The sequence below is a fragment of the Bradyrhizobium sp. SEMIA genome (assembly GCF_014844175.1).
Taxonomy (GTDB): domain Bacteria; phylum Pseudomonadota; class Alphaproteobacteria; order Rhizobiales; family Xanthobacteraceae; genus Bradyrhizobium; species Bradyrhizobium arachidis.
On record NZ_CP046601.1, the window covers coordinates 3250830 to 3272602 of the forward strand.

14 protein-coding genes and 2 pseudogenes are annotated in these 21773 nt (G+C 65.0%); 5 read left to right on the forward strand and 11 right to left on the reverse strand.

Features of this window, described 5'->3' with window-relative positions:
* The first annotated feature begins 194 nt into the window (after positions 1-194).
* On the forward strand, positions 195-1055 hold the full coding sequence (locus FOM02_RS15945) for a D-amino-acid transaminase (RefSeq protein WP_027562973.1): 861 nt from the start codon (positions 195-197) through the stop codon (positions 1053-1055).
* Between the two features lie 134 nt (positions 1056-1189).
* Here FOM02_RS15945 and FOM02_RS15950 read toward each other — a convergent pair whose 3' ends face one another.
* From FOM02_RS15950 to FOM02_RS15960, 3 genes and pseudogenes are all read right to left on the reverse strand, one after another.
* Positions 1190-1651 (reverse strand): carboxymuconolactone decarboxylase family protein, encoded by a 462-nt coding sequence (locus FOM02_RS15950; protein ID WP_027562974.1) that lies wholly within the window; start codon positions 1649-1651, stop codon positions 1190-1192.
* Between the two features lie 29 nt (positions 1652-1680).
* Positions 1681-3297, reverse strand: a complete 1617-nt coding sequence (locus tag FOM02_RS15955) for an MDR family MFS transporter (protein WP_027562975.1) — start codon at positions 3295-3297, stop codon at positions 1681-1683.
* 115 nt (positions 3298-3412) lie between these two features.
* Positions 3413-4596, reverse strand: a pseudogene (locus tag FOM02_RS15960) (HlyD family secretion protein).
* A 299-nt stretch (positions 4597-4895) separates the two neighbouring features.
* On the opposite strand from FOM02_RS15960, the pseudogene FOM02_RS15965 reads away from it, so the two are divergent.
* A pseudogene (locus tag FOM02_RS15965) lies at positions 4896-5808 on the forward strand (LysR family transcriptional regulator).
* A 119-nt stretch (positions 5809-5927) separates the two neighbouring features.
* On the opposite strand, the gene iaaH reads toward FOM02_RS15965, so the two are convergent.
* Both iaaH and FOM02_RS15975 read right to left on the reverse strand, forming a co-directional pair.
* A complete protein-coding gene (gene iaaH, locus FOM02_RS15970; protein ID WP_027562978.1) occupies positions 5928-7346 on the reverse strand; it encodes an indoleacetamide hydrolase in 1419 nt (472 codons plus the stop codon).
* A gap of 75 nt (positions 7347-7421) precedes the next feature.
* On the reverse strand, positions 7422-10871 hold the full coding sequence (locus tag FOM02_RS15975; protein ID WP_028146506.1) for an indolepyruvate ferredoxin oxidoreductase family protein: 3450 nt from the start codon (positions 10869-10871) through the stop codon (positions 7422-7424).
* Positions 10872-11015: 144 nt separating this feature from the next.
* Here FOM02_RS15975 and FOM02_RS15980 point away from each other — a divergent pair, with 144 nt between their 5' ends.
* Positions 11016-11471, forward strand: coding sequence for an Lrp/AsnC family transcriptional regulator (locus FOM02_RS15980; protein WP_027563162.1), 456 nt, complete (start codon positions 11016-11018; stop codon positions 11469-11471).
* A gap of 125 nt (positions 11472-11596) precedes the next feature.
* Here the strand turns inward: FOM02_RS15980 and FOM02_RS15985 are convergent, their stop codons facing one another.
* Positions 11597-12034, reverse strand: coding sequence for a hypothetical protein (locus FOM02_RS15985; protein ID WP_231164148.1), 438 nt, complete (start codon positions 12032-12034; stop codon positions 11597-11599).
* 132 nt (positions 12035-12166) lie between these two features.
* Complete coding sequence (locus tag FOM02_RS15990) at positions 12167-12637, reverse strand: hypothetical protein (protein ID WP_108914623.1); 471 nt, start codon at positions 12635-12637, stop codon at positions 12167-12169.
* Between the two features lie 61 nt (positions 12638-12698).
* Here FOM02_RS15990 and FOM02_RS15995 point away from each other — a divergent pair, with 61 nt between their 5' ends.
* Entirely contained in the window at positions 12699-13619 is a 921-nt protein-coding gene (locus FOM02_RS15995) for a LysR family transcriptional regulator (RefSeq protein ID WP_027563159.1), read from the forward strand.
* A 102-nt stretch (positions 13620-13721) separates the two neighbouring features.
* On the opposite strand, the gene FOM02_RS16000 is transcribed toward FOM02_RS15995, so the two are convergent.
* From FOM02_RS16000 to FOM02_RS16010, 3 genes are read right to left on the reverse strand one after another with little or no spacing between them, the layout of a single operon-like run.
* Positions 13722-14507: a fumarylacetoacetate hydrolase family protein gene (locus tag FOM02_RS16000; RefSeq protein ID WP_027563158.1), complete on the reverse strand. Its 786-nt coding sequence runs from the start codon at positions 14505-14507 to the stop codon at positions 13722-13724.
* Positions 14508-14522: 15 nt separating this feature from the next.
* Positions 14523-15890 (reverse strand): LLM class flavin-dependent oxidoreductase, encoded by a 1368-nt coding sequence (locus FOM02_RS16005; protein ID WP_027563157.1) that lies wholly within the window; start codon positions 15888-15890, stop codon positions 14523-14525.
* 21 nt (positions 15891-15911) lie between these two features.
* Positions 15912-16964 carry an Ldh family oxidoreductase gene (locus FOM02_RS16010; protein WP_027563156.1) on the reverse strand — a complete coding sequence of 351 codons (1053 nt, stop codon included), beginning with the start codon at positions 16962-16964 and terminating at the stop codon, positions 15912-15914.
* Positions 16965-17260: 296 nt separating this feature from the next.
* Between FOM02_RS16010 and FOM02_RS16015 the strand changes: the two genes are divergently transcribed.
* Complete coding sequence (locus FOM02_RS16015) at positions 17261-21370, forward strand: GAF domain-containing protein (RefSeq protein ID WP_027563155.1); 4110 nt, start codon at positions 17261-17263, stop codon at positions 21368-21370.
* Here the strand turns inward: FOM02_RS16015 and FOM02_RS16020 are convergent.
* Entirely contained in the window at positions 21344-21685 is a 342-nt protein-coding gene (locus FOM02_RS16020) for a hypothetical protein (RefSeq protein WP_027563154.1), read from the reverse strand. The genes FOM02_RS16015 and FOM02_RS16020 overlap by 27 nt on opposite strands.
* Positions 21686-21773: the final 88 nt, after the last annotated feature.

The following is a 21773-nucleotide window of genomic DNA, read 5'->3' on the forward strand; positions in this document are numbered from 1 at the left end:
ACGCGCCAGAATTGAATTCGCCGTCATCCCGGGGCGCGCGTAGCGCGAGCCCGGGATCCATACTCCCGATGGTGGTTATGGATTCCGGGCTCATTCGCTTTGCGAATGCCCCGGAATGACGAAACGAGGGTGATTGGCGCCACCATTTCGGTTATAAGCGCGCCAAATCCCCCTTTCCCGCCAGGAGACCCGCCTTGGACTCGATCGCCTACGTCAACGGTTCATTCGTCCCGCTCTCGGACGCCAAGGTCTCGATCCTCGATCGCGGCTTCCTGTTTGCCGACGGCATCTACGAGGTCTCGGCGGTGCTCGACGGCAAGCTGGTGGACAACGCCTCGCATCTGGCGCGGCTGGAGCGGTCGGTCGGCGAGATCAAGCTGAAGCTTCCGGAGACCGTCGAGCGCATCACCGAGCTGCAGAAGGAGCTGATCGCGCGCAACAAGGTCGAGAACGGCCTCGTCTACCTCCAGGTCACGCGCGGCGCCGACAAGGGCCGCGACTTCGCCTTTCCGAAGGGCGACGTCAAGTCGAGCCTGGTGATGTTCACCTCCGAGAAGGACATCATCAACGCCGCCTCGGCCAAGACCGGCATCAACGTGATCACGGTGCCCGACATCCGCTGGGAGCGCCGCGACATCAAGAGCGTGGCGCTGCTGGCGCAGGTGCTGGCGAAGCAGGCCGCGGCCGAAGCCGGTGCCGGCGAAGCCTGGATGCTGCAGGACGGCTACGTCACCGAAGGCGGCTCGTCATCGGCGTTCATCCTCACCAAGGACGACGTCATCGTCACCCGCAAGAACTCCAACGCCATCCTGCCGGGCTGCACCCGCAAGGCGGTCGTCGCACTCGCCGAGGAGCGCCAGCTCCGCGTCGAGGAGCGGTCGTTCACGGTGGAAGAGGCGCTGGCCGCGAAGGAGGCGTTCGCGACGTCGGCTTCGCTGTTCGTGCAGCCGGTCGTCGCCATCGACGGCAAGAAGGTCGGTGACGGCAAGCCCGGCCCGATGGCCACGCGGTTGCGCGAGATCTATGTGGAGTTCGCCAAGGCGACGGCGGTTTAGGCCGCATACTCCGCTATCGTAGCTATCGTAGGGTGGCAAAGCGAAGCGTGCCCACCATTCCCGCGGATGCGTGAGAAGGCGTGGGCACGGCGCAAGTGCGCCTTTGCCCACCCTACGAGATTTGTCCTTGTGGCCTACGCCACCGACGCCTTCACCTTCACCGGGTGCACCGCGCGGAACGCGATTGCCAGCCTATTCCAGGCGTTGATGGCGCCGATCAGCATGGTCAGGTTCACCGTCTCCGCGTCGGAGAATTGCGCGCGGACCTGATCGTAAGTCTCGTCAGGCGCGTGCGTCTCGGAGATCAGCGTCACGGCTTCAGTCCAGGCCAGCGCGGCGCGCTCGCGGTCGCTGTAGAGCGGGGACTCCCGCCAGGCGTTGAGCAGATAGATGCGCTGCTCGGTCTCGCCACGCTTGCGGGCGTCTTCGGTGTGCATGTTGATGCAGAAGGCGCAGCCGTTGATCTGCGAGGCCCGGATCTTGACGAGCTCGATCAGCGATTTCTCGAGGCCCGTCGACTGGATCTGTTCCTCCAGCGCCATCAGCGCTTTCATCGTCTCGGGGGCGGCCTGGTAGAAGTTCATGCGGGGTTTCATGGTCGTTCTCCTTGCTTGCTGGATTGAGGTCAGTGAGCGCCGCCGGCCGAGGTCTGGCCGGCCTTCTTCAGGAACAGGACGGCGGCGAGCGCGACGATCAGCGCCATGCCGAGCAGATAGAAGGTGTCGCTGAAGGCGAGAATAAAGGCCTGCTTCTGCACGGTATGGCCGATCGCGACATAGGCACGATGCGCGGCATCCGCACGGTCGAGGACGCCGTGATTGACGAAATACTGCGTGAGCTGTTCCAGCCGCGTCCGCGTCGCCTGCTCGAACATCGAGACCGACTGCATCAGCACGTTGGAGTGATACTGCTCGCGCTTGGTCAGCACGGTCTGGAGCAGCGCGATGCCGACGGCGCCGCCGAGATTGCGCATCATGTTGAACAGGCCGGAGGCCGAGCCGGCGTTCTCCGCCTCGATGCCCGCCGTCGCGACCGCCGACAGCGGCGCCATCACCAGCGCCTGGCCGATGGCGCGAACGACGTTCGGCCACAGCAGCTGGTCGGCGGCATAGTCGTTGGTCATATAGATGTTCATGAAGTTCGACGCAGCGAACAGCACGAAGCCGATGCCGATGATGATCCGCGCGTCGAACTTCTGCATCAGGCGCGGCACCAGCGGGATCAGCAGGAGCTGCGGCAAGCCGGTCCAGGCCAGCACGAAGCCGATCTGCTCGGCATTGTAGCCCTGGATGCGCGCCAGATATTGCGGCATGATGAACACCGAGCCGTAGAGCGCGATGCCGAGCAGGAAATTCGCCAGCATGCCGAAGCCGAAATTGCGGCGCGCGAGCAGGCGCAGATTGAGCAGCGGCTTCTTCACGGTGAGCTCGATGATCAGGAACGCGGTCAGTGCCACGGCTGCGATCACGCTGAGCTTGACGATGAAGGGCGATCCGAACCAATCGTCCTTGTTGCCTTCCTCCAGCACGGTCTGCAGCGCGGACAGGCCGATCGCCATGGTGATAATGCCGGCCCAGTCGCCCTCGCGAAGCAGCGCCAGCTTCATCGGCTTGGCCTCGAGCGCATACCAGAGCATGGCGACCATGATCGCGCCGGGCACGAGGTTGACGTAGAAGATGTACTGCCAGCCGAGATTCTCGGTGAGATAGCCGCCGATGGTCGGGCCGATCGCGGGGGCGAACGTCGCCGACAGCGCGAACATGGCAAGGCCGACGGGCTGCTTTGCGCGCGGCAGCAGCGTGATGATCAGCGTGAACGCCATCGGGATCAGCACGCCGCCGGTAAAGCCCTGCACGGCGCGCAGCACGATCATCTGCGGCAGGTCCTGCGCCAGCGCGCAAGCCGCCGACAGCGCCAGGAACAGCACCGCGTTGGTGAGCAGGTAGATCCGGATCGAGAACACTTGCGCGAGCCATCCCGACAGCGGGATCACCACGATCTCGGCGATCAGATAGGAGGTCGAGATCCAGCCGCCGTCATCGATGCCGGCGCCGATCGCGCCCTGGATGTCCGCCAGCGAAGCGTTGACGATCTGGATGTTCAGCACCGCCATGAAAGCGCCGAGCGTGGCGCCGATCACCGCGATCCAGGTTTTTGCGGAAATGACTGGTGCGGCAGGCGCAGCCGGAGCGGGGATGCCGGCAGCGGAGGCGGCGTTGAGGGCGGGTTGGAGCGTGCTCATGGAAGCCTCGTCTCGGGTATGGAGACAGGATGCGTCAGGCGATTGGTTTCGATAATCGAGGAAGTTGGGGAAGCATCGTCCGGCAGGAATTGATAGTCCTGCCGATCAACCCACCTCAGCTGCCGTTCGGGCGAGGCGCGTTGTTGGCGAGATGCCTGGCCGTATTGCGCTCGGCCAGCACCGTCTGCTTGGTGTCGACGGTCGGCACCGCCGACATGCCGGGCCGGAGCAGTCCGGTCAGGCTGTGGTCGTCGAGCACGATCTTCACCGGCACGCGCTGCACGATCTTGGTGAAGTTGCCGGTGGCGTTGTCAGGCGGCAGCAGCGCGAATTCCAAACCGCTCGCCGGCGACAGGCTGTCGACATGACCGTGCAGGGTCTGGTTGCGGAAACTGTCGACGCGGAGCTCGACCGGCTGGCCGGGGCGCACATGCGTGAGCTGGGTCTCCTTGAAGTTCGCGACCACATAGACCGCGTCGAGCGGCACCACCGCCATCAACTGCGTGCCGGCCTGCACGAACTGGCCGACGCGCAGGCTGCGCGCGCCGACGGTGCCGTCGACAGGCGCGGTGACCTCGGTCATACGGACAAATTCAACCCGGCCTGCTGCGCGACCGCGCGGGCGCGGTCGAGCTGCGCCGCGGCCTGAGCGCGCTGGGTGGTGAGGACGTCGACCTTGCGCTGCGCGGCGACGAGGCCCGATTTGGCGTGCTGCAATTGCGCGTTGCTGGCGCGCAGCGCCGCATCGGTCTGCTGCGCGCGCTGGATCGTGCCGGAGCCCGACTTCATGAGGTCGTCGTAGCGGGCGCGCTCCTCCTGCGCGAACTTCAGATTGGCGTCGGCGGCGGCGACATCGGCGGTGCTCTGCTCGATGACCGGCTGCTGCAGCTCGAGCTGCGCATCGATGTTGCGCACCGAGGCTTCGCCGGCGGCGACGTCGGCTCTCGCCTGGTTCAGCGCCGCCCTGAAGTCGCGGTCGTCGATCTTCGCCAGCAATTGGCCGGCCTTGACCCGCTCATTGTCGCCGACCAGCACCTTGGCGATATAGCCGGAGACCTTCGGCGCGATGATCGTGGAGTCGGCCTTCACATAGGCGTCGTCGGTGGATTCGAGGTAGCGGCCGTTGGTCCAGTAGTCGTGGCCATAATAGGCGACCGCCGCCGTGCCTGCGAGCAGCGCGAGAGCCAATGCCGCGCGCCGGACCAGGTTCCGGGCCGGCATAGCCCGCGGCTTCTTGGCGTAATCATGAACGATTTCAGTCGCTTGCTCGAAATTCTCGGTGCGGGGCATCTCGGACATAGCAGTCTCCTGTCGGCTCCGTGAGACTATCGTTCGTTCCGGCTCTGATGATAATTTGCGAAATTCGGGAAGGATTATCCATCGGAGGTGGATAGTCCGCACCGTCGTCCTGGCTGGTGATGATCTACCGAAGCAGGCCGGCGACTGCCCCAGAGCGATTGCCGCGTCCGTCGCGCGATTGCTGCTAACCCATCGCGCCCGCACGGATCTGCGAGCGGGTGAGGGCGTGTGTATGATCGGATGAGATAATCGGGGTGAATTCCTTCCGATTATCGATCGAGATGGGATAATCGGCGGCCATGGATCGATTGACGAGCCTCGAAGTGTTCAGCCGGGTGGTGGAGACCGGCGGCTTCTCCGCAGCCGCCCGTAAGCTCAACATGTCGACCACCATGGTGAGCAATCACGTTCAGGCGCTGGAAGACCGGCTCGGGGTGAGGCTGCTTCACCGCACCACGCGCAAGGTCAACCTCACCGAGATCGGCAAGGCCTATTACGACCGCTGCGTGCAGATCCTCGCCGATATCGAACAGGCCGACGACATCGCGGGCGAACTGCAATCGGTGCCCCGCGGCACGCTGCGTATCCACGTTGCGACCCACATGGTGCCGTTCGTCGCGCCCGTGGTGGCGAAGCTGCTGTCGGTCTATTCGGAGCTCAAGATCGATCTGCGCATGGGCGAGGCCGATGTCGATCTCATCGAGGAAGGCTACGATGTCGCCCTGCGCATGACCCCCCCCGCCCGATTCAAGCCTGATCGTGCGGAGCCTTGCCACCTGGCGTCACGTGCTGTGTTGCTCCCACGACTATCTCGAGAAGCACGGCCGGGTGCAGCGGCTCGAGGAGCTGACCGCGCATAATTGCGGCCGTCACCTGAACTATCCGTTCGGCGACGAGTGGCGCTTCTTCGATCGCAAGGGCGCGCCGGCCTCGGTGCGCATCTCCGGCAGCTTCGTCACCAATAGCGGGGAAGCGCTGCGCAGGGTGGCGCTGGAGGGAGCTGCCGTCTGCCTGATGGCGGGGTTTCTCGTCCAGGACGATCTCGACGCCGGCCGGCTCATCCGGTTGTTGCCGGAATATCGACCGGTCGAGCTGTCGATGAACGCGGTCTATCCGCACCGGCATCATCTGTCGGCCAAGGTCAGGACCTTCATCGACCTGCTCGTGCACCACAGCGCCGAGCAGCAGAAGCTGGTCAATCCGTATGCGTGACGGCGCCGCGTCGGCAGAACCGTAGGGTGGGCAAAGGCGCGAAGTGCCGTGCCCACCATCTCTTCGTGAATTCGAAGGAAGCCGTGGGCACGCTTCGCTTTGCCCACCCTACGATAGCGTCAGCGCGGCGGCGGCAGCCGCCCGAACACGGCATCGAGCGCGACGCCGATCGCGAGCAGCCGGCGATCGCTGCCTGCCGGGCCGTCCAGCTCGAGACCGACAGGCAATTTGCTCGTGGCGCCCAGCGCGACCGGAATCTGGATACCGGGAATGCCGGCATTGCTGCCGGGATCGGTGTTCTGGATGATCAGGCCGAAATTTTCCAAGCTGCTGGAGTCGGGATTGGAGGCAATCGCCACGCGCGTCGTGGTCGGGAAGGCGATGGCGTCCAGCCTGTTGCCGGCAAACGTGCCGCTGTAGAGCGCCTGAAGTGCCGGCCGCCCGGTTTTGATCGCGGCGTCATAGAGCGGCTTGGCGTCGAGCAGCGTGCCATCGGGAGCCGGCAGTTTGCGCGGGATCACGAAGCCATCATAGATGCCCTTGACGTCGGCGCTGGAGATGTCCTTCGCCAGCGCCTCGATGCTGAGGCCGGTGCCGGTATGCTCGAGATAGGCGGCCAGATCGTCATAGGCCTCGTACAGCGCGACGGGAAAGCTGACCTGGCCGTTGAGCTCGGCGAGCTGCGGCATCGCGATCTCGACGATGGTGACGCCCCGCGCCTTCATGGCCGCGATCGCCGCGTGGAAGGCGGCTTCGGTGTCGGCATCGAGATTGGTCAGCATCGTCCCCACGATGCCGATGCGGACCTGCTTCAGATCCGCCGGTGTGATGTCGTCGCCGCCGGCGACGACGCGGTCGAGCAGTGCAACATCCGCCATGGTCGCGGCCATCGGGCCTGCGGTGTCGCGGGTGTGCGAGATCGGCGCGATGCCTTGCTGCGGATAACGACCGACCGTCGGGCGCAGCGAGGCGCATCCATTCAGCGCGCCGGGCACCCGGACCGATCCGCCCGTGTCGGTGCCGAGCCCGCCCGCAACGATCCGCGCACCGATCGCAGCGCCGGTCCCGGACGAGGACCCGCCGGCGATCAGCGAGCGGTCATAGGCGTTTCGCACACCGTACTCCACGCCGGTCTTGAACGCGGTGTTGTAGCCGGAGACCCCGAAAGCGAGCTCGTGCATGCTGGTCTTGCCGATGATGACCGCGCCTGCGGCGCGCAGCCTGGCGACCACGGGCGCGTCTGACTTCGGAATGTAGTCCTTCAGCGCGGGTGTGCCGGCGCTGCACGGAAGTCCGGCAACCTCGATATTGTCCTTGATCACGATGGGAACGCCGCCGAGCGGCTTGCTGGTGTCGCCGCTCGCGTCGAATGCGGCGGCGGCCTTCAGCGCGCCAGCCTCGTCCAGAGTCACGAAGGCGTTGAGATCGGCATGGGCCTTGGCACGGGTGAGAGCTTCCGTCGTGAGTGATGTGCTCGCGCCTTTTCCGGCGCGGAGGTCGGCGGCGGCCTGGCTCAGGGTCAACTGGTGGAAATCCATGATGCGTCACCTGATTGCGGAGGCGCCAACAGGCGCCCCTTAAAGTCTGGAGGCTGAGGCCTCACTGGTGTCGCGTCAATCGTGGGCGTGCATCTTTTGCGTTACCGATGTCGTCAAATTCGCAACGAGCCGCTCGACCTCGGGCTTCACCTTGGCGATCGCGGCGTCCTTCACGGGTCCGTAGCCACGGATTTCCATCGGCGCTTTTGCGATGACAACGAGGTCGGACAGTCGCGCTGCGTCGAGATTGCCGAGCATGCGCTCGATCAGCCCTTCATACCAGCTGATCAGCTCCCGTTCAGTGCGCCGCTCATGCGTGTAGCCGAACGGGTCGAACGGCGTTCCGCGTAATCCCTTCAATCGCGCCAACACGGCGAGCGGCCTCTGGATCCACTGGCCGAAGGCGCGCTTGCGCGGACGGCCGCGGGCATCGCGCTTGGAGGACAGGAACGGCGGGGCGAGGTGATACTGGACGCTGAATCCGTCCTCGAACTCGCGCTTCAGCTCGTCGCGGAAGCCGCTCTGCATATGCAGGCGCGCGACCTCGTACTCATCCTTGTAGGCCATCAGCTTGAACAGGGCGCGGGCAACCGCCTCGGTCAGCGCCGTGCTGTTCAGGGCCGTTTCGGCGTTGCGGACCTTTGCGACGATTGTCCGATAGTGCGTCGCATAAGATTCGTCCTGATAGGCGGTGAGGAATTCGGCGCGCCGGGCGATGATCTGGTCCAGCGTCTCGGCTTGCGGCGTCGCGCTCGCCTCCGGCAAGAAGTCCGGATCGGCAGCCGCAATGCGGCCCCAGGCAAAGGCCTGCCTGTTGCGCTCGACCGCGATGCCGTTGAGCTCGATCGCGCGCAGCAGTGCGGATAGCGAGACCGGCACCAGCCCATGCTGCCAGGCAAAGCCGAGCATGATGATGTTGGCGTAGACGGCGTCGCCGAGCAGCCGTTCGGCCAGCGCATTGGCATTGATGGTGTCGAGATTGCTCTCACCGATGACATGGCCGATCGCGCGCAGGCGGGCGGGGGAGGCGAGATCAGCATCGCGGAAACGCACGACGTCGCCGGTCGGCATCTCCGCCGTGTTGACCACCGCGCGGGTGCCGCGGCGATAGGTGCCGGATGCCTTGGGCGAGGAGCTGACGACGAGGTCGCAGCCGATCAGTGCATCGGCCGCGCCCTGGTCGATGCGGACCTGGTGCAGCGCGTCCGGGGACGCGGCAAGCCGGAGATAGCTCAGCACGGGGCCGAATTTTTGCGCAAAGCCGGTGAAGTCGAGCACCGAGACGCCGCGTCGTTCCAGATGCGCGGCCATGCCGATCAGCGCGCCGACCGTGATCACGCCGGTGCCGCCGACACCGGTCACGAGCAGATCGTAGGGTCGATCGAGCGTTGTGGTGACGGGCAGGGGAAGCGTGGCGGCCCGGCCCACCGCATCGATCTCGCTTGCACTCTTCTTGCGTCGCGTCGCGCCTTCGACGGTGACGAAGCTCGGGCAGAAGCCGTTGAGGCAGGAGAAATCCTTGTTGCAGGCCGACAGGTTGATCCGGCGCTTGCGGCCGAATGGCGTCTCCTTCGGCTCGACGCTGAGACAGTTGGACTCGACCGAGCAATCGCCGCAGCCTTCGCAGACGAGGTCGTTGATATAGGCAAAGCGCTTGGGGTCGGCGAGCTGCCCCCGCTTGCGGCGTCGCCGCTTCTCGGTGGCGCAGGTCTGCTGGTAGATCAGGACCGAGACGCCCGGGACATCCCGCAGCTCGCGCTGGACCGCATCCATCTCCTCGCGCGGATGGATGGTGACGCCGATCGGCAGGTCCGCCGGAGCAAACTGCGCGGGATCGTCCGAGACCAGCGCAATGCGCGCGACGCCCTCGGCGCGGACGCTGTGTGCGATGGCATGCACGCTGATGGGGCCGTCGACCGGCTGGCCGCCGGTCATTGCGACGGCATCATTGAACAGGATCTTGTAGGTGATGTTGGCTTTGGCGGCGATCGCCTGGCGGATCGCCATCGAGCCGGAGTGATAATAGGTGCCTTCGCCGAGATTCTGGAAGACGTGCTTGTTGCCGGTGAATCGCGACGATGCCGCCCAGTTCACGCCCTCGCCGCCCATCTGGATCAGCGACGAGGTCTCGCGGTCCATCCAGCTCGCCATGAAATGGCAGCCGATGCCGGCCAGCGCCTTCGAGCCTTCGGGGACCTTGGTTGAAATGTTGTGCGGACATCCCGAGCAGAAATACGGCGTGCGCGTTGCACCGGCGACGGTGATCGTGCGTGCGGCCTCCGGCATCAAGGCGGCCGCACGTGCCGCAAGGTTGAGGCCGGGAAACATCGGATCGAGCCGGCGCGCGAGCACGCCGGCCAGCGCGCGCGGCGACAATTCGCCGATCCAGGAGATCAGCCGCCCGCCGCGCTCGTCGTGCTTGCCGACCATGCGCTCGGGCTTGGTGCCGGGATAGTCGTAGAAATATTCCTTGAACTGGCTCTCTATGATGCCGCGTTTCTCCTCGACCACGAGGATTTCGCGCTTGCCCTTCACGAACTCCATCGCGTCGTGCAGCGCCAGCGGCCAGACCATGCCGACCTTGTAGATGTCGATGCCGATGCTGCGGCAGGCCGCCTCATCGAGCCCCATCAGGCGCAGTGCCTCCATCAGATCGAGATGCGCCTTGCCTGTAGTGACGATGCCGTAGCTGGCATTGGGGATGTCGTAGATATGGCGATCGATCGGGTTGGCCTTCGCGAAGGCGTAGACCGCGTGCTTCTTCGCCTCCAGCCGCTCCTCGATCTGCGGCCCCGGCAGATCGGGCCAGCGATAGTGCAGCCCGCCTGGCGGCGGCGTGAAGTCCGGCGTGCGGAAGGCGCGGGGCGGGCGCAACGCGACGGAGGCGCCTGATTCCACGATCTCCGAGATCGCCTTGAAGCCGACCCACATGCCGGAGAAGCGGCTCAGCGCGTAGCCATATTCGCCGAACTCGAGATATTCGCTGACGCTGGCCGGGTGCAGCGTCGGCATGAACCAGCTCATGAAGGCGACGTCGGACTGGTGCGGCATCGACGAGGAGACGCAGCCATGGTCGTCGCCGGCGACCACCAGCACGCCGCCATGCGGCGAGGAGCCGTAGGCATTGCCGTGCTTGAGCGCATCGCCGGAGCGATCGACGCCCGGGCCCTTGCCGTACCAGAGCCCGAACACGCCATCGACCTCGCGGTCTCCTTGCGTCTCGACCTGCTGCGAGCCGAGCACGGCGGTTGCGGCGAGGTCCTCGTTCACTGCGGGGAGAAATTCGATCGCATCGTGCTTCAATCGCTCCTGGATGCGCCACAGCTCGAGATCCATGCCGCCGAGCGGCGAGCCGCGATAGCCGGAGATGAAGCCCGCGGTGTTGAGCCCCGCGGCACGGTCGCGCCTGATCTGGTCGAGCGCAATGCGGACGATGGCCTGCGTGCCCGTGAGGAAGACGCGGCCCTCGTCGCGGTCGTAGCGGTCGGAGAGCTCGTAACTGTCGAGTGACGGAATGGCGTCCATGGCGGACCTCGCGCGGCGATCAGCGAAGGTTAGGCCTGGGCGGCTGGTAGGTCTTACCTATTTTTCCCGCGTAGATCACAAATTCGGTAGAATTTTGCGCTATGCTATCAAATTTGGTAGAAGTTCCCGATCTGAGAGGCTTTCATGATCGAAGAACAGGACACGCGAATACTCGCCCATCTTCAGAAGGACGGCCGCGCCACCAACCAGCAGTTGGCCGATGAGGTCGGCATGTCCACCTCCGCCTGCTGGCGCCGGGTGCGTGCGCTGGAAGAGAGCGGTGTCATTCGCGGCTATGCGGCGCTGGTCGCGCGCGAGCAGGCGGGCTTTGCGATGTCCGCTATCCTCCACGTTTCGCTGGAGCGGCACGATGCCAAGTTCGTCGACGAATTTGTCGCCCGGGTCACGAAGCGCCGCGAGGTGCTGGAGTGCTTTGCGACCACGGGCGACGCCGACTACCATTTGCGCGTCGTCGTGCAGGACATGGCGGCCTACAACCGCTTCCTCGACGAGTTCATGTTCCGCATCCCCGGCATCCGCTACGTCCGCAGCAACGTGGTGCTGAAGGAGATCAAGACCGGCGTGGCGCTGCCGTTCTGATGAGGCTGGCACGGTGCCGTAGGGTGGGCAAAGCGAAGCGTGCCCGCCATTCGTTCACGGCGACAGAAAGATGGTGGGCACGGCGCGAGAGCGCCTTTGCCCACCCTACGGCACCGTTGATCGTGTCACGGTGCTTTTGCTTCAGCCCCGCCCCTGAGCAGAATCATGAAGACGAGAACGTGGCTGACGAGCAGCAGCGGCACGTAAACGGCCGGAATGTAAATGCCGGCGCCGAAGAGGCCGGGATTCTGGATTTTCGTCACGCCCATGTAGTAGGCGTTCAGAAGATCCAGCGTGCCCCAGACGTTGAATATCCAGACCAACGGAACGGCGATCGACCATCGCCAGGTGAGTGCCGCCATCGAAACGAGCGCGAGGGTGGCGGCGATGAGATCGCCCCAGCCGACCTGGCCGGCGAAATCCGGGCTCAACTCCGAAGAGACGAACCCGGCGACCATGAAGTTCATGCCCAGGAACCTGAACGCGTTGAAGGCTGCGAGAAGCCTCAAGGCGTCATAGCGCGGCATGGCGCGGAGTGCCGGCCAGACGTAGATGGCGGCCACCACCGCGCTTGTCAGGAAGGCGCCGGCGACACTGAGCACGAATGGAAGGTTGAAGCTCGGAGGCACTTTGGGATTCCTTGCGATTGTCTGTCCGGTCGGATGAAATCGAAACGGCTCGACCTCCGCGGAGGCTCAGGGCTTTGTCATGAGCAGACGGAGCGGCATCAGCGGGCCGACCGCGATGTATTCGTGGTCCACGAGCTCCTGCTTGGCGAGGGGCAGGCCGTCCATGATCGCGTGTCCCTCGGCAACGTCCTTGACGTTCAGCAGGAACACGGCGCCGCGCCCGTCGGACCGCGAATACCATTCTCGAACCATCCCGTTGAGATAGAGCTGAACGGTCTGCCTGACTTCGTCGGGCATGACGGCCATCACCTGTTCGCGCGTGATGCCCGCCTTGACGGTCAGAATGACCAAAACCGCGGTTGTCGGCGAGGTGGCTTGTGCTTGGGCTTGGGATGAATCGACCATGAGAGTAGCGCCTGTCAGTGTGAGGGTGAGTGCCAATACGACGTTGCGGATTGTCTTCATCGGCTTCATGTCTCCGGTCACGGCGGTCGCCGTGATGTCGCCGATGTCGGCGCACGCGGCGGTACGGCTCATCAGCATTCCGGATGTAAGACCGCTTTTCGCGCGGCACTATTCGCGATAATGTTGATGGGCTATGAAGCAAAACTTCACAGTCAGGCAGGGCGCGCTCGACGGTGTGGAGGCGTTCCTGAGCGTCGCCCAGCACCGCAGTTTCCGCCGCGCGGCCACCGAGCTCGGGGTCACGCCGTCGGCCATCAGTCAGGCGGTGCGCGCTCTCGAGGCGCGCATCGGCGCCGCGCTCTTCATCCGCACGACGCGCAGCGTCGGTCTGACCGAAGCCGGCGAAAGATTCCTTGCGCGCGCAAGGCCTGCCTTCGAGGAGCTCATTGCGGCAAGCGGGGCGGCACGTGAGCTCGGACAGCGACCGGCCGGGCTCCTGCGTCTCACCGTGCCGCGCTCAGTCGTGCCGATCCTGCTGGAGCCGCTGATCGCCTCGTTCTGCCAGGCATTTCCCGAGATCGAGGTGGAGCTTGCTGCAAGCGAGGAGCTGGTCGACCTCGCAGCCGAAGGTTTCGACGCCGGCATCAGGTTGGGCCAGTTCATCGCTCCCGACATGGTCGCGGTGCGCCTGACCAAGCCTTTGCCTCTCATCATCGTCGGCAGTCCGGCTTACCTCGCCCGTCGCGGCCGGCCCGAACGCCCGGACGATCTGCGCGAGCACGCATGTTTGCGATTGCGGCGATCGAACGGTGCGCTTGCATCATGGTCGCTCGACGACAACGGTCGTTCGATCGAGATCGTCGTTTCGGGACCTTTCATCGCCAACGACTTTCCCACGATGCTCGGAGCCGCCATTGAAGGCGTGGGTCTCGCGCAGGTGCCCGCGCCGCTGGCCACCGGCGCCGTGACGGCAGGAAAGCTCGTCCATGTGCTGGAGCGATTTTCGCCGATGACGCCGGGTGTATTCCTCTACTATCCCGGCCACCGGCAGATCATGCCGAAGCTGCGAGCCTTCATCGACCATGTGAAGGGGCGCTCGGGGACAACGGCCTGATCTAAAGCATGATCCGGAAAAGTGCGCAGCGGTTTTCCGAAAAGATCATGCTCAAACAACAACCTAAAGCGCGATGACGATTCATCCTAATCTCATCGCGCTTTAGCGCCCCTCCCGCACAAACCTGTTCCGCAGCGTCCCGATGCCGGTGATGTCGATCTCGACGACATCGCCGTGCTTGATATCGGGCGACGCGCCATCCGTGCCCATCCAGATCACATCGCCGGGCCACAGCGTAAAATATTTCGTCAGCTCGACCAGGAATGGGACCACACCAAAAATCATGTCGTTGGTATGGAAGCGGTTGGTCTCCTGGCCGTTGACCCGGACGACCGTTTCCATTTTGGCAATATCGGCCTCGGTCTCGATCCATGGGCCCATCGGCTTGAACGTGTCGGCGTTCTTCGCGCGCCACAGGCCGCGATCGGCCTTCTGCCAGGAGCGCTCGCTGACGTCGTTGCCGATGGTGTAGCCGAACACGCAATCCATCGCATTCTGTTCGGTGAGGTGCTTCACCTTCTTGCCGATGACGACGACGAGCTCGCCTTCATAGTGGATCTTCTCGGTCGCGAAGGAGGGGATCACGACGTCCTCGTTGTGGGCGATCAACGCGTTCTGCGCGCGATAGCCGATCTCGGGCCGGTCGGGCACAGCCGGCACCTCGCCGCGTTTGTCCGCGGCCTCCTTCAGGTGCTTGAGGTAATTCAGCCCGACGCAATAGAAGGTCCGCGGGATCAGCGGCAGCTCGATCTTGACCTCGCCAAGCGGATGTACGCGCGAGCTGCGCTGCCATTCGCCAAAGGGGTCGCCGTCGACCGCGATCACCTGGTCGCCTTCGACGATTCCCCAGGAGATTTTGCCGGACGCCGTGAATTTCAGCCAGCGCATGTCCAGTCCTCGCCGTTATTCCGCGGCATCGCGCGGCTGCACCTTCCAGGCGCCGGCGGGAGGCCGCGTCAAGCCGAGGTTCTCCCGCAGCGTCTTGCCGCGATACTCCTTCTGGAACAGGCCGCGCCGCTGCAATTCCGGCACGATATGCTGCACGAAGTCGGCATAGGAGCCGGGCACGTAGGTCGCAGCGATGACAAAGCCGTCGCAGCCGCGCTCGACGAACATCTCCTCCAGTCTGTCGGCGATCTCCTTGGGGCCGCCGACCATGGCGTCATGCACCTGGCCGCGGCCGGAGAAGGTGACGAAGTCGCGCGCGCTCGGATTGCTCTTGCCGGAAGTCTTCAGCACGCCGTCGCGGATGCCGAGAATGCCCTGCATGCTCTTCAAGTCCTCCGTCGTCAGCGGCTCGTCGAGATCCTTGGACGCGAAATCGTAGTTGAGCGCTTCGGCGAGCAGCGACAGCGCGTCGATCTGGAGCGGCAGCTTGTTGATCAGCGCCATCTTGTCCTCGGCCTCGGCCTTTGTCGCGGCGCAGACCGGCGTCGTCAGATTGCACAGGAACATCTGGTCGGGATCGCGGCCGGCCTTGGCGGCCTCGTTGCGCACGGACGCATAGCCTTCCTTGGCGGCCGCGAGGTTGCGCGCGGCAGTGAAGATCACCTCGCCCCATCGCCCCGCAAAGCGCTGGCCACGGCCGGACGCGCCGGCCTGGATGATGACGGGGTGGCCTTGCTGCGAGCGCGGCACCGTGAACGGGCCGCGCGACTTGAAGGCCGGCCCGTTGTGATCGAGCCGCTTCACCTTGCTCGGATCGGCAAAGCGGCCGCTCTTTTTGTCCATGATGATCGCGCCGTCCTCCCAGGTGTCCCAATGGCCGAGCACGACCTCCATGAATTCGTCGGCCTTGTCGTAGCGGGAATCATGTTCGGGATGGGAGTCGCGTCCCATGTTGAGCGCTTCGCCGTCATTGAGCGAGGTCACGACGTTCCAGCCCGCGCGCCCGCCCGACATCAGGTCGAGCGTTGCGAAGCGGCGGGCGACGTCGAACGGCTCGTAGTAAGTGGTCGAGCAGGTCGCGCCAAGGCCGAGCTTGTCGGTGACCATGCCCATCGTGGTCAGCACGATCAGCGGGTCCATCTTCACGCAGCGGATGCCGTATTCGACGGTGTGAGCATGGTCGTTGCCGTAGCGGTCCGGCATCGCCAGGCGATCGTCGAAGAAAGCCATGTGGAATTTGCCGGCTTCGAGGATCCTCGCGATCTCCTGGTAATAATCCGCCGACATCGAATCGTCGCGCGAGTCCGGATGCCGCCAGGAACTCGGCAAGTTCGTGCAGTTCTGCGCCTGAAGGAAGCCGACCAGGACCATCTGCCGATTCATGCTACTGTTCTCCAAATTGCGTCAGGTGAGGTCGAGCACCGTGTCGAGCCGGTACTCGCGCGCCAAGGCGCGCATTTTCTCCCAGGTCGCATCCTCGACCTCGATGCCGTCACGCAGGCGCTGCTGCTCGCGGATGCCTTCGATCTCGCCGGGATAGTAGACGCCCTTGCTGCCCTCGGAGGGCGGCGTCGATTTCAGGTAGTGCGCGAATTCTGCGACCTCGCGCTTGAATTCCGTCAGCGGGCGGAACGCGGCGACGTTGAACACCGCCATGAAGCATCCGTCATTGTGCCGTCCCGTGGGTTCGACGCCGAAGCCGAGACCGGTGAGCAGGCCGCACAGCACCTCGACCATGGCGGCAAGGCCACTGCCCTTGTAACCCTCGGTGCCGCCGAGCGGCAGCAGCGCGCCGCCCTTGCGGTATTGCGTCGGGTCGGTGGTGTGCCGCCCCTCCGCGTCGATGATCCAACCGGTGGGAATTTCCTCACCGCGCGCGACCGCGAGCTGGATCTTGCCGGCCGCGACCGCAGAGGTCGCCATGTCCAGATAGAACGGCGCCGCGAGATCGGACGGCACCGCGATCGAGATTGGATTGGTGCCGAGCCGCGCCTCCTTGCCGCCGAACGGCGCCACGTGCTTCGGCGAGCGGCCGGAATCCGCCGTGGCGATCCCGATCATGCCCTCGCGCATCGCCATCAAGGGATAGGCGGCGAGGCGGCCGACGTGGCTCTGCCGGAACACGGTGCAGGCGGCGACATTCGCCGTCTTCGCCTTCTCGATCGTGAGCGCCATCGCCTTGGCGTTGACGTGGAAACCAAAACCCCAATGGCCGTCGATCACGGTCGTGGTCGGCGACTCCTGGACGATGGTCCATGGTGCGCCGGGCACGATGTGGCCGGCCTTGATGCGGTCGATATAGGTGGGAACCGCGATCACGCCGTGGGAATCATGGCCGGCGAGATTGGCGTTGACGCAGCCGGTGGCGACCGCGTCGGCCTCTTCCTCGGACGCGCCGGCGGCCCGGAGCAGCGCGGCGCTGATGCGCGTGAGGCGATCGGCTCTGACGATCGGCATGGCGTTCCCTCGGCTTTCGTGCCCTTAATGGGCTGCTTGTTGGGAGCCATCGTCTCAAAGCGCGGGAGCGATATCAATCTCCCGTAAACCAATACAGGGCTGCAAATTCGTAAAGAGAGCGCGCCTTTGGTCGAAGATTCGTCCCGCGTGGCGGCATTTTCGCGAGTTTAACGCCGCGCGTTCGCAGCTCGTTCACTTTGATCGATGGTTTGCCGCAGGCAATAACGACCACTTAGGCCATCGCCCTTCATAAAGGCACCGGGAGAAATAGGCAGAAATGCCCGGGAGCTAAGAACGTGCCGACGACACTCGCGCGCACCTTTGCGGCGTTGAGCGCCATCAATGAAGCGATCCTCTACGCGAAATCGCCGGACGAGCTGTACCAGAAGGTCTGCGACGCCGGGTTTTCGAGCGGGGACTTTTTGGCCGTCGCTGTGTTCCTGGTGGATGTGGATGGTCAGCGGCTGCGTTTCGCCGCCGGTTGCGGCGACGACATTCCGCGGCTGCGCTCGCTCCTGATCACCACGCAAGCCGGCACGCCCGAGGGGTCGGGCGTCGGCGGCGAGGCGTTTCGCGATCAGAAGCTGTGCATCAGCAACGACTATCTGAACGATCCGCGGTCGCTGGCGTGGCGCGCCGGCGCGGCCAGCGCCCATATCGGCGCAGCTGCCGCGTTGCCGCTGCTCTGCAACGGCAAGAGCGTCGGCGTGCTCTATGTGACCCGCAGCGAGGCCAACTCGCTCAACGAGCAGATGGTGTCGCTGTTCGAGCGCATGTCGGCCAACATTTCCTATGCACTGGAGAATTTCGCGCGCGAGACCGCGCGGCAAACCAGCGATCGATCGACGCGGCGGCTCAATCGCATGTTCGGCGCGCTCAGCGCGACCAATGAAGCCATCCTGCGGGCCAAGACCGAGCAGGAATTGTATCAGCTGGTGTGCGACGCTTCCGTGCACAGCGGCAAGTCGCTGGCGACGATCGTGTTGCTGCGCGAGCCGGATTCGCACTGGATGATCCCGGTCGCCTCCACCGGAGAAAATCTCCAACTGGTCACCCAGGCGCGCTATTCGATCGATCCGGACAATCCCTATGGCAAAGGCCTCTCCGGCGAGGTGTTCCGCACGCAGAAGGCCATCGTCGAGGACGATCTCGCCAGTCGCACCAAGGGCTCGCCCTGGGAGCAGGCTAATGTCAACACCGGGGTCGCGGCCTGCGTCGTCGCGCCGCTGATCAGGCACGGCGAGAGTGTCGGCGTGCTGCTGTTCTTCATCAGCCGTTCCTGGGCCAAGGACGAGGAGATCGTCGCGCTGCTGCTGCGCATGGCCGAGAACGTCTCGTTCGCGATCGAGAATTTCGGCCGCGAGACCGAGAAGGCCAGGATCGCCGCGGAAGAGGAGCGCCTGGCGCGCATGTATGCGGCGCTCAGCGCGACCAATGAGGCGATCCTCCGCGCGCACTCGCGGGCCGAGCTGTTCGATCTCGTCTGCGAAGCGACGGCAAAGGGCGCCAAGTTCACCTCGGCCGCCATCGCGCTGGTCGATCACGATGCCGAGCTGCTCCGAGTCGCCGCGTGCTACGGGCCGAACGCGGACGTCGTCCGCAGCTTCAAGTTCTCCACCTCCGAACAGGTGCCTGAAGGACGGGGGCTGACCGGAACCGCCTTCCGGTCGCGGCAACCCTGCATCAGCAACGATGTGCTGTGCGACGACCGGATCGCACCCTGGGCCGCCAACGCGCGCCGCAACGGCATCGGGTCTTCCGCGGCGCTGCCGCTGTTCAACGGCGACCGCGTCGAAGGCGTCTTCCTTTTCAACTCGCCAGAACGCGGCACGTTCACGCCCGAATTCATCGAGCTGTTGCAGCGGCTCCAGGCCAATGTCGCCTTCGCGCTCGAGAATTTCGATCGCGCGGACGAGAAGGCCAAGGCCGAGATGCAGCGCAACCGGCTGCGCGGCATGCTGGAGGCGCTGAGCGCCACCAACGAAGCGATCATGCGGGTCAAGACCCGCGACGAATTGTTCAAAGCGGTCTGCGACGCCGCCGTGCTCGGCGGCACCTTCACGTCGGCCACCATCGCCATGGTCGATCCGACCGGTCGCCATCTCGACATCGCCGTCACCAAGGGCGAATGCCGCCATCACGTCGAGAAATGGCGCTTTGCGACGTCCGCCGACGAGGTCGAAGGGCGGGGGCTCGCCGGCACCGCGTTCCGCACCAGGGCGCCTTGCGTCGCCAACGAGCTCCTCACCGACGTTCGCGCGACCCATTGGCGCCGCATCGCCCGCGATCAGGGCACGAAGTCGGGCGGCTGCTTCCCCCTGTTAAAAAACGGCACCGATGCCGTCGGCGTCCTCCTGTTCCTTTCGCCGGACGAAGGCACGTTCACGCCTGACCTGATCCAGCTGCTGGGGCGCCTTGCGGAGAACGTCTCCTTTGCGCTCGACAATTTCGACCGCGCGGAGGAGCGGGCGCGGACCGAGGCGCAGAAGGAGCGCCTGACGCGGATGTTCGCGGCCCTGAGCGCCACCAACGAGGCCATCGTGCGCGCCAAGTCGCGCAGCGAGCTGTTCGAGCTGGTGTGTCAGGCCGCCTCTACCGGCGGCAAGTTCACCTCGACGACGATCGCTCTGGCCAGCGCCAGTAGCGATCAGCTCGCGATCGTTGCGGCGGCAGGGCCGTCCGCAGAGACCACGCGCAACGTTCGTCTGTCCATCGATGCCGATCGGCCGGAGGGCCGCGGCATGAGCGGCACCGCGTTCCGCACCCGCCAGCCCTGCGTCAGCAACGACTACGTCAACGACAGCCGCGTCAGCGCCTTCCATCAGATATTGGAAGGCGATGGCGCACGGTCGGGCGCGGCGTTCCCGCTGATCACGCACGACGAGCCCGTCGGCGTCATGATCTACATGTCGACCGAATCGGCCACATTCACGGCGGAATTCGTCGAGCTGTTGCAGCGTCTCGCCGACAACGTCTCCTTTGCGATGGAGAATTTCGACCGCGCCGACGAGAAGAACCGGGCGGACGAGCGGATCGAGTATCTCGCCTCGCATGACAGCCTGACCGATTTGCCGAACCGCGAGACCTTCAACGGGTTGTTGCGGGCGGCGATCGACGAGGCGCAGCGCCACGATCACCGTTTCGCGGTGCTGTTCATCGATCTCGACCGCTTCAAGGTCATCAACGATTCGCTCGGTCACGAGGCCGGCGACCTGCTGCTGCTTGAAGTCGCGAACCGGCTGCGCGGCGCGCTGCGGGCCAGCGACGTCGTCGCGCGCCTCGGCGGCGACGAGTTCGTGGTGATCCTCGACCAGTGCGGCGAGATCGACGACGTCCAGCGTATCGCGACCGGGCTCTTGACCGCGCTGGCCGAGCCCATGGAGCTGGCCGGCCACGAGTGCCACACCACGGCGTCGATCGGCATCGCGATGTATCCGGCCAACGGCTCGGACGCGCAGACGCTGACCAAGAACGCGGACATGGCGATGTATCTCGCCAAGGAAGACGGCAAGAACGGCTATCGCTTCTTCTCCAAGGAAGTGAAGACGCAGTCGATCGAGCGGTTGTCGCTGGAGAGCGCGCTGCGCCGGGCGCTCGAGCGCGAGCAGTTCACGCTGAACTACCAGCCCAAGGTCGACATGGAGACCGGCCAGATCACGGGTGTCGAAGCCTTGCTGCGCTGGACCCATCCCGATCTCGGCAGCGTCTCGCCGGCGCAGTTCATTCCGCTTGCGGAGGAAACCGGCCTGATCGTGCCGATCGGCCGCTGGGTGCTGAACGAAGCCTGCGCGCAGGCGATGGCCTGGCAGCGCCGCGGCCTCCTGCCACTGTCGATGGCGGTCAACCTGTCGCCGCGGCAGTTCGCCGACGAGCATCTGTTGCAGGACGTCGACGAGGCGCTGGCTGCGAGCGGCATGTCGCCGGTGCTGCTCCAGCTCGAGGTCACCGAGAGCATGATGATGCGCAATGTCGGGCGCGCGCTGAAGGTACTCGATGCCATCCAGAGCCGCGGCATTCGCTTGGCCATCGACGATTTCGGCACCGGCTATTCGTCGATGTCGCTGATGAAGCACTTCCCGATCGACACCATCAAGATCGACCGTTCCTTCGTGCGCGACCTGCCGCAGGACTCGGAAGACCAGGCGATCGCGCAGGCGATCATCAGCATGGGCAAGGCGCTCGGCATGACAGTCGTGGCCGAAGGCGTCGAGAACGCCGAGCAGGAGACATTCCTGCGCACCCATGGCTGCGACGAGATGCAGGGCTATCTGATCTCCAAGCCGCTGCCGGCCAGGCAGATGGCAGAGCTGCTGCGGCCGACGGTGCTGCCGGTCGCGCCGCCGCTCCAGCCGGAGCTGGGCTCGGGCGACGCCGCGGCGTCAGGGCTGAAACGCGCTGTCATCTAGCGGCTGCGGGTGCAGCTCACGGACCTCGTGCTCGCCGGCTTCCGCCTTGCTCGGAAAATCCTGCGGTCCCGTCAGCGAGGTCTGCTCGACGAACAGCGCGAGAATCGTGCGCGCACCCTCGGCGAAGCTCGTGCCCTCGTTCAAGCCGAGCGCTGTGCACCATGCTCCGTTCATCGGCTCCTGGTCGTCGACCACGGCCATGGCAGGCCCCCACCACCAGGCGGGCGCGGGCGAGCGCTCGTCCGCGGGCACGACGTGCCAGCGGACGAACTCATCCATCACGCGCTCGAACTCCAGGCGTGCAGCCTGATGCATGCGGTCGATACTCCCAGAATCTGCATCCGATGACAGGCCGACGTACGGATTTGATCGCGACACTGGCGTTCGGAAAAATCGGCTCGCG